Annotated in this window: 10 protein-coding genes; 3 read left to right on the top strand and 7 right to left on the bottom strand. The window is 64.9% G+C overall.

What is annotated here, in order from left to right:
* Positions 1 to 22 precede the first annotated feature (22 nt).
* The gene (locus ACTU6U_RS06640) at positions 23 to 2467 is read left to right on the top strand and encodes a DNA gyrase/topoisomerase IV subunit A (RefSeq protein ID WP_443468360.1); all 2445 of its coding nucleotides are present in this window, start codon (positions 23 to 25) and stop codon (positions 2465 to 2467) included.
* 31 nt (positions 2468 to 2498) lie between these two features.
* Here the strand turns inward: ACTU6U_RS06640 and ACTU6U_RS06645 are convergent, their stop codons facing one another.
* Complete coding sequence (locus ACTU6U_RS06645) at positions 2499 to 4577, bottom strand: DNA gyrase/topoisomerase IV subunit B (protein WP_443468361.1); 2079 nt, start codon at positions 4575 to 4577, stop codon at positions 2499 to 2501.
* A gap of 182 nt (positions 4578 to 4759) precedes the next feature.
* Between ACTU6U_RS06645 and ACTU6U_RS06650 the strand changes: the two genes are divergently transcribed.
* On the top strand, positions 4760 to 4978 hold the full coding sequence (locus ACTU6U_RS06650) for a DUF7455 domain-containing protein (protein WP_443468362.1): 219 nt from the start codon (positions 4760 to 4762) through the stop codon (positions 4976 to 4978).
* Positions 4979 to 5025: 47 nt separating this feature from the next.
* On the opposite strand, the gene ACTU6U_RS06655 is transcribed toward ACTU6U_RS06650, so the two are convergent.
* The 3 genes from ACTU6U_RS06655 to ACTU6U_RS06665 are packed head-to-tail and all read right to left on the bottom strand — an operon-like array spanning position 5026 to position 7780.
* Positions 5026 to 6075: an alanine racemase gene (locus ACTU6U_RS06655; protein WP_443468363.1), complete on the bottom strand. Its 1050-nt coding sequence runs from the start codon at positions 6073 to 6075 to the stop codon at positions 5026 to 5028.
* Positions 6063 to 6752 carry an alanine racemase gene (locus ACTU6U_RS06660; protein ID WP_443468364.1) on the bottom strand — a complete coding sequence of 230 codons (690 nt, stop codon included), beginning with the start codon at positions 6750 to 6752 and terminating at the stop codon, positions 6063 to 6065. The genes ACTU6U_RS06655 and ACTU6U_RS06660 overlap by 13 nt, the downstream gene beginning before the upstream one ends.
* Positions 6749 to 7780, bottom strand: coding sequence for a sugar-transfer associated ATP-grasp domain-containing protein (locus tag ACTU6U_RS06665; RefSeq protein ID WP_443468365.1), 1032 nt, complete (start codon positions 7778 to 7780; stop codon positions 6749 to 6751). The genes ACTU6U_RS06660 and ACTU6U_RS06665 overlap by 4 nt, the downstream gene beginning before the upstream one ends.
* A gap of 89 nt (positions 7781 to 7869) precedes the next feature.
* Between ACTU6U_RS06665 and ACTU6U_RS06670 the strand changes: the two genes are divergently transcribed.
* Positions 7870 to 8904, top strand: coding sequence for a sugar-transfer associated ATP-grasp domain-containing protein (locus ACTU6U_RS06670; protein WP_443468366.1), 1035 nt, complete (start codon positions 7870 to 7872; stop codon positions 8902 to 8904).
* Between the two features lie 3 nt (positions 8905 to 8907).
* Here ACTU6U_RS06670 and murJ read toward each other — a convergent pair whose 3' ends face one another.
* From murJ to ACTU6U_RS06685, 3 genes are read right to left on the bottom strand one after another with little or no spacing between them, the layout of a single operon-like run.
* Entirely contained in the window at positions 8908 to 10497 is a 1590-nt protein-coding gene (gene murJ / locus ACTU6U_RS06675; RefSeq protein WP_443468367.1) for a murein biosynthesis integral membrane protein MurJ, read from the bottom strand.
* Positions 10498 to 10506: 9 nt separating this feature from the next.
* The gene (locus ACTU6U_RS06680) at positions 10507 to 11217 is read right to left on the bottom strand and encodes a coenzyme F420-0:L-glutamate ligase (RefSeq protein WP_443468368.1); all 711 of its coding nucleotides are present in this window, start codon (positions 11215 to 11217) and stop codon (positions 10507 to 10509) included.
* Positions 11214 to 12485: an RNA polymerase sigma factor gene (locus tag ACTU6U_RS06685; protein ID WP_443468369.1), complete on the bottom strand. Its 1272-nt coding sequence runs from the start codon at positions 12483 to 12485 to the stop codon at positions 11214 to 11216. Before ACTU6U_RS06685 ends, ACTU6U_RS06680 begins: the two co-directional genes overlap by 4 nt.
* Between the last annotated feature and the right edge of the window lie 47 nt (positions 12486 to 12532).

A 12532-nucleotide genomic window follows, 5' to 3' on the forward strand; every position in this document is an offset into this window, starting at 1 on the left:
CCGACGACGCCCCAGGAAGCACATGCCCCGCACTGAATCAGCCGAGCCCGCCGAGGAGCGCATCCAGGACATCGAACTGTCCAGCGAGATGCAGGGTTCGTTCCTCGAATATGCCTACTCGGTGATCTACTCGCGTGCGCTTCCGGATGCTCGTGATGGGCTCAAGCCCGTCCAGCGCCGCATCCTCTACCAGATGGCCGAGATGGGACTGCGGCCAGAACGCGGTCACGTCAAAAGCGCGCGCGTCGTCGGCGAGGTGATGGGAAAGCTCCACCCGCACGGCGATTCCGCGATCTACGACGCCCTCGTGCGTCTCTCCCAGGACTTCGCACTGCGGGTGCCGCTCGTCGACGGGCACGGAAACTTCGGCTCTCTCGACGACGGTCCCGCAGCGTCCCGCTACACCGAGGCGCGCCTGGCTGCCTCAGCGCTCGCGCTCACCGAGAGCCTCGACGAAGACGTCGTCGACTTCGTACCGAACTACGACGGCCAGTTCCAGCAACCTTCCGTGCTGCCTGCGGCATTCCCTAACCTGCTCGTCAACGGCGCGAGCGGCATCGCCGTCGGCATGGCGACCAACATGGCGCCCCACAATCTCATCGAGGTCGTCGCCGCTGCCATCCATCTGCTCGACAACCCGGCTGCCACGACCGAAGAGCTGATGGAGTACGTGCCGGGACCGGACTTCCCCTCCGGCGGCATCCTGATGGGTCTCGACGGGGTCAAAGACGCGTACGCTAACGGTCGCGGCGCGCTGCGGGTGCGCGGCAAGGTCTCGGTGGAGCCGCTCGGGCCCCGCCGCACCGGAATCATCGTCACTGAGCTGCCCTACATGGTCGGTCCGGAGCGCCTGATCGAGAAGATCCGGGATGCTGTGCAGGCGAAGAAGCTGCAGGGCATCAGCGACGTCAACGACCTGACCGACCGGAAGCACGGGCTGCGCGTCGCGATCGGTATCAAGACGGGATTCGACCCGAATGCGGTGCTCGAGCAGCTGTACCGTCTGACGCCGCTGGAAGACTCCTTCAGCATCAACAACGTCGCTCTCGTCGAGGGCCAGCCGCGCACGCTCGGCCTCAAGGAGATGCTGAGCGTCTACGTCGGCCACCGTCTCGAAGTCATCACCAGACGCAGCCGGTACCGTCTCGCGCGTCGCGAAGAACGCCTCCACCTCGTAGAAGGTCTGCTCGTCGCGATCCTCGATATCGACGAAGTCATCCAGGTCATTCGCTCCTCGGACGACTCCGAACAGGCGCGCACGCGCCTGCGCACCGTCTTCGATCTCTCTGAGCTCCAGGCCGAGTACATCCTCGAGCTGCGCCTTCGACGGCTGACGAGGTTCTCACGCATCGAGCTCGAAGCCGAACGCGACAAGCTGCAGGCCGAGATCGCCGAGCTGCGCGAACTGCTCGGCAGCGAGGTGCTTCTGCGCGCGCAGGTCGCACTCGAGTTGGATGCCGCGGCCGAAGCGCATGGCACCCCTCGCCGCACGATGCTGCTCAATGCTGCTCCTCCGAAACCGCGCAGCACCAAGGGACCCGTCGATCTTCAGATCGCCGATACTCCGACCGTCGTCGTGCTCTCCACGACCGGCAAGGCCGTTCGGGTCGATCTGGAAGAAGGCCAGCTGCTGCAGCCCGCCGCCCGCCGGAGCAAGCACGACGCGGTTCTCACGACGCTCACGACGACGACCAGGAGCGAGATCGGCGCGGTGACGAGTGCAGGGCGAGTGCTGCGCTTCTCCCCCGTCGACCTGCCGTCGGCACCGTCGTCGGCCGTGCATCTGTCGGCCGGAGTCGCGCTGCGCGACTACGTCGGCCTCCTGGATAAGAGCGAGCGCATCATTGGAATGCTGCGCTTCGACGATGACACGCCATACGCACTGGGCACCCGCTCAGGGGTCGTCAAGCGCGTCATCCCCTCTGCCCTCCCTGTGCGCCCTGAGGCCGAGGTCATCGGCCTCAAGCCCCGCGACGTCGTCGTCGGTGGTGCCTCTGCGCCGGACGACGCCGAACTCGTGTTCGTCACCTCTGATGCACAGCTGCTGCACTACGCGTCATCCAACGTGCGTCCCCAAGGTGGCGCTGCCGGCGGCATGGCGGGCGTCAAGGTCGGAGCCGGCGCGGAGGTCATCTCGTTCACCGTCGTCTCTGCTCCGGAATCGGCGATCGTTGTGACGATCTCAGGTGCGGACGGCACGATCGCTGGGACGGATGCTGGACGCGCGAAGACTTCGCTGTTCTCAGAATTCCCTCCGAAGGGGCGTGCGACCGGCGGTGTTCGCGCACACTCGTTCCTGAAGGGCGAAGACCGGCTGCGCCTGGCGTGGGTCGGTCCGCAGGAGGCACTCGCCGTCGGAACAGATGGCGCTGCCAGGACTCTTCCGGAAGCCGGTGCGAAGCGCGACGGATCGGGACAGCCCCTCGACACCGTCATCGGGTCAGTGGGAACCCACCTCGGCTCGTAGCCCTTCGGCGGGCTCAGGGAACAGCGCAGCCTCAGGCGTCGATGGCTTCGCGCGAAAGCTGGTCCGAAGACTCGACGATGAACTCGCGGCGCGGCGCGACCTCGTTGCCCATCAGGAGTTCGAAGACCCGACCGGCCTCCTCAGCGTCTTCCATGCGCACGCGTCGCAGCAGACGACCGGATTTGTCCATGGTCGTGTTCGCGAGCTGGTCGGCATCCATCTCACCGAGGCCCTTGTACCGCTGAATCGGCTCATGCCAACGCTTGTTCTGCTTGCGCAGCTTCGCCAGCAGCGTGTGCAGTTCCTGCTCTGAATACGTGTACCGCGTCTCGTTCGGCTTCGAGCCTGGCTTCATGACGATCACACGGTGCAGCGGAGGCACCGCCGCGAAGACCCGCCCCTCGTCGATCAGGGGACGCATGTAACGGAAGAAGAGCGTGAGCAGAAGGGTACGGATATGCGCACCGTCAACGTCCGCATCGCTCATCAGGATGACCTTGCCGTAACGCGCTTGTGAGATGTCGAAGGTGCGACCAGAACCCGCACCGATCGTCTGGATGATCGCTGCGCATTCGGCGTTGGAGAGCATGTCACCGACAGAGGCGCGCTGGACGTTGAGGATCTTGCCTCGGATCGGCAGGAGCGCCTGCACCTCGCTGTCGCGAGCTCGTCGAGCCGTGCCGAGAGCAGAGTCGCCCTCGACGATGAACAGCTCGCTGCGTGCGACATCGTGCGAGCGGCAGTCCACGAGCTTCACCGGAAGAGACGAGGACTCCAGCGCGTTCTTGCGTCGCTGGGTCTCTTTGTGTGCGCGCGCGGAGACCCGCGCCTTCATCTCAGAGACGACCTTGTCGAGCAGCTGGCTCGTCTCGCTCTTGTCATCACGCTTGGTGGAGGAGAATCGGGCGCCGAGCTCCTTGCGCAGAACTTGGGAGACGATCTGGCGAACCGCCGGGGTGCCGAGAACCTCTTTGGTCTGGCCTTCGAATTGCGGCTCTGGGACCTCGACGGTGAGCACAGCTGTCAGGCCCGCCAGCACATCGTCCTTCTCGACCTTGTCATTGCCGACTTTCAATCGGCGCGAGTTCTGCTCAACCTGCGCACGCAGAACCTTGAGCAGCTCCTGTTCGAAGCCCTGCTGGTGCGTGCCCCCCTTGGGCGTGGCGATGATGTTGACGAATGAGCGGGTCACCGTGTCGTAGCCGGTTCCCCACCGCATCGCGATGTCAACGCGGCATTCGCGTTCGACCTCGGTCGATGCCATGTGGCCGTCCGGCTGCAGTACCGGCACGGTCTCCTTGAATGTGCCGGAGCCCTGGATGCGCCAGGTGTCGGTGATCGGAGCATCCATCGCGAGATAATCGACGAATTCCGAGATGCCGCCCTGGTAGAGGTAAGACGTCTCTTTGGACTCCTCGCCGCGCTCGTCCCGAACGACCAGTTCGAGGCCGGGAACGAGGAACGCTGTCTGCCGTGCGCGATTCTCGAGCTCACCGAGCTGGAAGGCCGCGTCCTTCGTGAAGATCTGACGGTCCGCCCAGTACCGCACGCGGGTCCCGGTGACGCCGCGCTTGGTCTTGCCGATCACGCGCAGTTCGCTGCTCTTCTCGAACGGCGTGAACGGTGCATCCGGCCGCTTCTCGCCCGTGTCTGCGAAAAGACCCGGCTCGCCGCGTCTGAACGACATCGCGTACGTCTTCCCGCCGCGGTCGACTTCAACATCGAGACGTTCGGAGAGCGCGTTGACGACGGACGCACCGACGCCGTGCAGACCACCGGATGCCGCGTACGAGCCGCCACCGAATTTTCCACCGGCGTGAAGCTTCGTGTACACGACCTCGACACCCGTCAGCCCCGTGCGCGGCTCGATGTCCACCGGGATGCCACGACCGCGGTCGTGGACCTCGACGCTGCCGTCGGGGTGCAGGATGGTATCGATCTTGGTGCCGTTGCCGTCGACAGCCTCATCGACTGCGTTGTCGATGATCTCCCACAGACAGTGCATGAGGCCGGGTGAGCCGTTGGACCCGATGTACATTCCTGGGCGTTTGCGGACCGCTTCGAGCCCCTCAAGCACCTGAAGATGATGGGCAGAATACTCGCTGGTCACAAGGATCAATTCTATTCGCCATACCGCCTGACCGAGCCTAGACACTCCCCAGACACCGCGTACCTGCGGCGTTGCGTACGCGGTGAGCGAAACACGCCGCCTTCCGGGCATGACATACAGCGAGGCGTGGTTGTATTGAGGACATTCGAAGAACCGACGCCGATACCCGAGGAGGCACCGAGATGAACGCTACAACCGAACGTGATACCTCCACTGTCGAGTACCGTCTGACGGCTGCGGACCGTTGCGACTCGTGCGGTGCGCAGGCCTATATCGCAGCTGAGGTCAACGGCTCCGAGCTGTTGTTCTGCGCACACCACGGACGCAAGTACGAAGAGAAGCTGCGCAGCATGGCCACGTCGTGGCACGACGAGACCGCCCGCCTCGTCGACGCAGTCTGACCGTTCTCAGACCACGCACTGACTCAGAGTCGTGACCCGCGTCTTCATCAGCGGGTCGCGACTCTCCTCACTGCCGGGGTGAGCCGGGTGAGAATTTCCTCGCCGACGGTATCGATATGTTCGGCAAGAGCAGTCGCATCTCCCTCGCCCTGAGCGCCCGCGCCGAAGATGTTCACGACGTCGCCGGCGGCTGCGCCTGCCCACCCCGTCACGGTCGATCGGTCGTCACGGATCTCCGTGATCGGGCGCGGCCCTGCGGGAGTACCGACTGTCGCGCCCCGCAACGTCGAGAGCAGGCCGTGCAACGCGCCGATCCCGACGTCGACACCGTCGTCACGCACGTCCAGAACGCGCGCACGCAAGGTCGCAACCGGGCGGATGCCGGGAATCTGCGGACCGTCAGCGGAACGGATGCCGTAGCAGAACGCGCCGATCCGACACACGGTGCCGCGAAGCTCCGGTCGCCACCATGATGCGGCAGACGCGGTCAGATGCGTGTCCACGGGCTCGATGCCCTGGCGGTGAAGTTCGTCGAGCGCGCCCCTGAATCCAGCTGCGGCTTCATCGTCCTCGCGGTCACTCGCTTCGGCCAGGTGACTCCAGATGCCCACGATGTCCAGATGGCCTGCGCGCTGAGCCTTTGCTGCCCTGGACGCGAAAGCAGACCACTCCTCCGGCCGGATGCCGTTGCGATGCAACCCGGTGTCGATCTTCAGATGCACGGCGGCTGGGTTCCCGGTGGCACGTGCCATCCGCACCACCCGCTCGAGATACTCAACGCTGCCGATGCCGAGCTCGAGAGCAGCATCCAGCGCCGCGGCAATCTCTTCGTCGTCGGAGATCGTCCAGGCGAAGACGCGGGCCTGCGAGCGGCGGGATCGGATGCGCAACCCGGTCTGCACGTCGAAGCTGCCGAAGCGGTCGAGCACCGTGTCGTCGGAAAGAGCGTCCAGCGCCCATTCGATGCCGTGGCCGTACGCGTCGTCCTTCATCGCGAACATGAGCGTCGACGGAGCGATATGGGCACGCACCGCGGAGACGTTCTGCACGAGCTGCGAGCCAGAGAGCTCGAGCACCGGTATTGTCAGCTCGCCCATTCGCGCACCGCCTTGGCACCCGCTGCTGCGACGAGCTCGGTCGCACGCATCCCGGTCACACGGGTCCACGTCGCGAGCTCACCCACAGCCGACCCCGCACCGAAGTAGACGATCTCCGCCCCCAGTTCTTGAGCGTCGTCGCTGGTCTGCAGATCGACAACACAGACATCCATGGCGACTCGTCCGACAATCGGCCGAAGCACCGTCCCAACCCCAACGGCCGCGTGATTGCCGAGTGCCCGCACGATCCCTTGCGCGTAACCACCGGTGACGAGCGCGATCGTCGTGTCTCTCTCAGCTCTGTGCGTATAGCCGTAGGAGACCGCCTCGCCGGCGCGCAGCGGTTTGAGCGAGAGAATCCGCCCGGTGAGAGACATCACAGGGGCCGTTCCGGCGCCGGGTAGCCCGTAGAGCGCGTCAGCGCTGATGTCTGCCTGCGCACCGAGCACCGCATCGATTCCCTCCGCCACCAGCGTGGCGGCGATCGACGAGTCATCGACGAGGAGTCGCTCGACGCCCGCGTCATGCACGATCCGCGCAGTGTTCAGCACGCCGTGTCCGAACGCATCCCCGCGCAGATCGGCGACCGATCCCCCGGCGCCCACCGCCGCCCGTGCGTTCGCACGGAGCGCGACACGGGAGATGATCGCGCGCGGAAGGCTGCCGGATACCGTCACTTCCTGCTGGCCTCGATCACAGAACGGTGCCGCGCACGGCTGCCAGTGCGGATGCCGGTGGCACTGACGCGCGTCTCGTAGAGCCCAGGTGTCCAGTTGCCCTCGATGAGCACCGGACCGTCAGGGGTCACTGCGACGTCCCAGCCGATGTACGGCACAGTGGGCACCTCCTTGGCTGCCCTGGTGACCAGGTCGACGACCTGATCCCACATCGGCACCTGGAAGTCGACGATCGACTTCCCGGAGTCGGGGTGGGTCTCGTAGCGTGACTTGTGCTTGCCGGTATGGCCCGGGCCGAAGGACTTGCCGTTCTCATCGATCATCGTGAAGAAGCCGCCCCACGTGAACTGATCGCTGACCGCGCCGCGTCCGAACTTCTGGGCAGCCATGAGCACGTGCACCTTGTCGCCGTCGAAGAAGGTCGCCACACGCGTCGTGTTGACCGTGCCTGCGCAGTACTCAGACAGATACGGATGCTGCACGATGCGCTGCTCGATGAGCCGCTGGCCCTTGTCGCGAAGCTCATCGCGGAAGGCATTCCAGTCCGTGACATCTGCGGCGTCGTAGCGGAAGACGCCCTTGCCCTCACGTCCGACGGGAGTCTTCGCGATGAAGACCGGATTCTTCTCGGCGAATGCGCGAAAGCCCTCGGCGTCCGTCTCGTCAAGGTCGAGCCAATCGCGCCCCAGATACTCTGCGAAGCGCTTGTTGAACGTGAGCTTGTTCTCGAACTGCAGCACATCGGTGCGATCGTTGACCGCCTGAGCCAGATGGTGCTGCACCAGGGACGTCATGAACGTCTTGCGCTCGGCCTTCGTGAGAAGGGCGAAATCGGCCTCGTAGTAGTCGATGTACGCCGTGTCGTGAAAGGCCGCCCAGATGAGCATGTCGACGAAGATCCGCGGGGTCCACTTGCCCTGCTCCTGCCCGATCTGGGACGCGAAGGTCCACACTCGGCGGACATCGAACGATTTCAGTCGTTTGAGCATGTACTTCATGCGCGCAGCAAGCGCGACGTCTCGAGACAAAACAACCCTTTCGAGATGGACGGTCCAGCACCCCATCGTAGTCGGCTGACCCGCAAGGTCCGTGGGAGCCCGCATGTTAAGGTGGAGGAGTGGATCAGAAGCGTTTGCGCGTTCGGTATCTCTTCGACCGGGCACGGCGACTGAATCCGACGCAGTTGATTGAACTCGCCCGTCAGGTGAAGCGAGTCTCCAAAGCGCCCATCCCCGTCATCATCGGTGACATGCTGTGGTGCTCAGTGCGCTACGAGATGGGATTCCGCGACTACGTCGTATGGGACATCCGCGTCCTCAACGCACGAGAGCGCGCCACCTGGATGACGCATCCCAAAGCCTTCCGGCTGAACAAGACGCTCAACGGTCCTGACTCGAGGATCATCCTCGGCGACAAGGCGCGCTTCCTCACCGACTTCTCCGACCTCGTCGGTCGCGAGTGGATGGATGCAGCGACTGCAAGCGTCGTCGATCTGGGTGCATTCCTCGCTCGTCACCCCCGCGTCATCGCGAAGCCGGCCGCCGGAGAAGGCGGAGCAGGCATCGCGATCTTCGAGACCGCGGACATCGATGACGTGGCCGCCTGGCAGGCCGAGCGCATCGCGTCGGACCAGACCCTCCTCGAGCAGGTGCTCACTCAGCACGATGACCTCAACGCGGTCTATCCGGACAGCGTCAACACCGTGCGCATGATCACCTACCGCGACCCGCAGGGCGAACTGCACGTGATCGCCTCAGTGCTCCGCATCGGCAACGGCGCCGTGATCGACAACTTCGCTTCCGGCGGCATGTTCACGATGCTCGACGACGAAGGCGTTGCCCTGTACCCCGGCGTCGACAAGCAGTCGAACATCTTCGAGCAGCACCCGGTCACCGGGACGACGATCAAGGGGACGAAGGTTCCGTTCTACCCCGAGGTCGTCACGATGATCGCTGAGGCGTCCAGGCGCCTGCCCACCGTGCCGTACGTCGGCTGGGACATCGCCATCACGCCGGACGGTCCTGCCCTCATCGAGGCGAACCACAACTCCAGCGTGTTCCAGATGAAGCCTTCGGCATCCGGCATCCGGACCGGGCTCCTCTACCGCTACCGCGACGCGATCGGTGCGGACATCGTCGACAACCGGCGCTGAGCGTCAGCCGCGCCGGCGGCGCACGGCGCTCACCGCGACGGTGAGTTCCGGAGCACGGAAGAGCGCGAGCAGGCCGACGTAGACCAGCACGCTCACGATGCCGATGATTACGGCGCCAGCTGCTCCCTGGAGCATGCCCTGAAGCATCCAGCCGTCGATCCCTCCCGCGAGCAGGAAGATTCCCCAGCCGGCAGCGCCCGCGGGAACCGCCGCGAGGACGAAGCGCACCATCGCCCACCACGTCGAGCCGAGCCCGAGCGGGCCGATCTTGCGGCGCAGCAGCACGGTGGCGATGATCGTCTGCACGATTCCGACGAGCGACTGCACGAGGGCCACCGCTGCTGCGAGATGCGCGAGTGGGACCGTCGCTGCGACCGCGAGCGTCCCCACGAGGACCAGAGACCCCTGGATCACCGTGAAGACGAAGGGCGTGCGGGCATCGCCATAGGCGTAGAACGTGCGTTGGACGATGAAGAGCACACCCATCGGGATGAGGCTCACCAGATATGCGATGAGGACGGGAGCCATCGCACTCGCGTCAGACGGAGTGTTGCTGAACACGCGTGACGCGGGGATCGCAGCTGCCGACACGGCGGCGACGGCGATCACGGTGAAGACGCCGAGGATCCGGATCGACTGCCCGATATCCGCACGCAGCTCGTCGTGTCGTTCAGCAGCGGAGTGCTCGCTGATCCGCGTGAAGTAGGGCGTCCCGATCGCGAGGATGATCATCGAGTACGGAAGCATGTAGACCAGCCAGGCGTACTGCGAGGCTGCCGCCGACGCGTACTCTCCCGATGCCGTGGTCACCGTGAGCGACTGCACGATGCCGACCCCCTGACCGATGAGGGTCGTGAGGAACGTCCAGGTCGCAAGCTTGCCCATGCGGCTGAGGCCCATGCCTCGCCAGCGGAAGTCGAGCTTGAGCGGAATACCCGCTTTGCGCCAGAAGAAGACCAGAACGATCAGCTGAGCGATAACGCCCAGGGTGGCGGTTCCTGCCAGCGTGAGCACCATCGACGAGTCCCAGCCATCGAGCGTGTTCCGGTTCTGACCGAACAGCACGATAAAGAGCACGAATCCGGCGATGGAGACGACGTTGTTGACGATAGGCGCCCACGCGTAGGGGGCGAAGATCTTCCGCGCGTTCAGGATCTCGCCGAGCAGCGCGAACATGCCGTAGAAGAACAGCTGCGGGATGCACCAGTAGGCGAACTGCGACGCGAGAGCGAACTGCTCAGGTGACTTGAAGTTCGAGTAGAGATCGATCAGCAGCGGCGCGCAGAGCGTCGCAATCACTGTCACGACGCCCATGATCAGCGCGCCGAGAGTGAGCAGTTTCGCGAGGAAGGCGTGCCCGCCGTCGCGCTGGGCGCTGACCCGCACCACCTGCGGCACGATCACACCGGTCAGAACGCCCGCGGAGATCACCATGTAGATGCTGTTGGGCAGCTGGTTGGCAATCGCGAAGGCGTCGGGAGCCTCGCCGAACGAGTTGATCGCGATGACGAGGACGACAGTGCGCAGCAGTCCCGTCAGACGGGAGGTGAGCGTGCCCGCCGCGATCATCGCACTGGCGCGACCCAGTCCCATGCGTGACTCTCAGACCGTCCGGATGATGCCCATCGGGGTGGACTCGCGTCCCTGCCCCAGCGGGTTGTCCTTCAGAATGCGAAGAAGACGCTGCTCGCCGGCGCGATCGAGGGTCGAGCCCAGGATGTTCCCGCCCAGATCGTTGATGTCGACGACCGCGACATCGGCCTTTCCGCCGATGAGCGCCTGAAGATGCGCCGATACCTGGCGGGGGTGCACAGGTCCGAGCACGACGGCCTCGTTGTACGGGGGAATCGTGTGCTTGGTCGGGCCATCGATGGCACGCGCCTTGTCGCCGGCGATCCGGTAGAAGTCGCCCTTGCGGCCGAATGCCTTGGTCACCGCTGCGACGGCCGCCGCGAGAAGAATCCGCGGTGTGCCGCACTCCCGGAGCGCCATCTCCATGGTCTCGGGCATGCCGAGGCCAATGCCGTACGGTGTGCGGGTGACGTACTTCGACAGGAACAGGGCGAGCTTTCGGGGCTTGATCTCGTCGATGCGGTAGGACCGGCCCTGCGTGATCGCCACGATCTTCTCGGTCACGAAGAGCAGATCACCGGGCAGCACGGCGGATGCCGCGTACTCAGTGATCACCGCATCCAGATCGTCCTCAGGCATGACCACGCGCGTCCGCAGCGGGATGCGCGCGTAGGTCGTGCCTTCGATCGTCGTCTCGAGCGCCTTGCCCTCGTTCGCGGTGCCGGCGTTCTCCTGGCTCATTCGAGATAGTCCCGCAGCGACTGCGAACGGCTCGGGTGGCGCAGCTTCGCCATGGTCTTCGACTCGATCTGGCGGATGCGCTCACGCGTGACACCGAAGGTGTCGCCGATCTGATCGAGAGTCTTGGGCTGGCCGTCGCCGAGGCCGAAGCGCATGCGGATCACGCCAGCCTCACGCTCGGAGAGCGAGTCGAGCAGCTGCTCGAGCTGACGCTGCAGCATCGTGAAGCCGACGGCATCCGCCGGCACGACCGCCTCGGTGTCCTCGATGAGGTCACCGAACTCGCTGTCGCCGTCCTCACCGAGAGGCGTGTGCAGCGAGATGGGCTCACGGCCGTACTTCTGCACCTCGACGACCTTCTCAGGCGTCATGTCGAGCTCACGACTGAGCTCTTCAGGAGTGGGCTCACGGCCCAGATCCTGCAGCATCTGCCGCTGAACACGCGCAAGCTTGTTGATGACCTCGACCATGTGCACCGGAATACGGATGGTGCGGGCCTGGTCAGCCATCGCGCGGGTGATCGCCTGGCGGATCCACCACGTGGCGTAGGTCGAGAACTTGAAGCCCTTGGTGTAGTCGAACTTCTCGACGGCGCGGATGAGACCGAGGTTGCCCTCCTGGATCAGGTCCAGGAACTGCATGCCGCGGCCGGTGTAGCGCTTGGCGAGAGAGACGACCAGGCGAAGGTTGGCGCCGAGCAGGTGGCTCTTCGCGCGCTGGCCGTCACGGGCGACCCACTGCAGGTCGAGGCCCAGCTGACCGGTCTTCTCAGCTGCCGACATCGCCGACAGCTTCTCTTCGGCGAACAGTCCGGCCTCGATGCGCATCGCGAGCTCGACTTCTTCGGCCGCGTTCAGCAGGGCGACCTTACCGATCTGCTTCAGGTAGTCCTTGACGGGGTCAGCGGTCGCACCGGTGATCTGCGTCGAGTAGACCGGAACGTCGTCTTCGTCCTTCGATGTGAGGACGATGGCGCCGGTAGGCAGCGGCTCGGTGAAAGCCGGCTTCTTGTTCTCTTCTTCTTCGGGCTCTTCGACGATGTCTTCGGAAGCCTGCGCCTCGGCGACGGGATCGTCGGCCTTCTTGCGCTTCGCGGGAGCCTTCTTCGCAGCAGGCTTAGCGGCCGCGGGCTTCTTCGCCGCAGGCTTCTTAGCAACTGCAGTCTTCTTCGCCGTCGAGGTCACGGTCTCATCCGTCTCAACGGCGTCGGCCTCAGCGGTGGCCTTCGTCTTGGTCGTCCGGGAGTTCTTGGTCGCGGCAGGAGTCACGTTTCGCCTTTCACGGAGCGGCGCGCCCGCCCCGGGACATTTCGGAC

Source organism: Microbacterium zouquanmingi, assembly GCF_052266695.1.
In the GTDB taxonomy this organism is placed as follows: Bacteria; Actinomycetota; Actinomycetes; order Actinomycetales; family Microbacteriaceae; genus Microbacterium.

Coding starts and splice junctions, on each gene's coding strand:
- ACTU6U_RS06640 (WP_443468360.1), top strand. CDS start 23: ATGCCCCGCACTGAATCAGCCGAGCCCGCCGAGGAGCGCATCCAGGAC.
- ACTU6U_RS06650 (WP_443468362.1), top strand. CDS start 4,760: ATGAACGCTACAACCGAACGTGATACCTCCACTGTCGAGTACCGTCTG.
- ACTU6U_RS06655 (WP_443468363.1), bottom strand. CDS start 6,075: ATGGGCGAGCTGACAATACCGGTGCTCGAGCTCTCTGGCTCGCAGCTC.
- murJ (WP_443468367.1), bottom strand. CDS start 10,497: ATGGGACTGGGTCGCGCCAGTGCGATGATCGCGGCGGGCACGCTCACC.
- ACTU6U_RS06680 (WP_443468368.1), bottom strand. CDS start 11,217: ATGAGCCAGGAGAACGCCGGCACCGCGAACGAGGGCAAGGCGCTCGAG.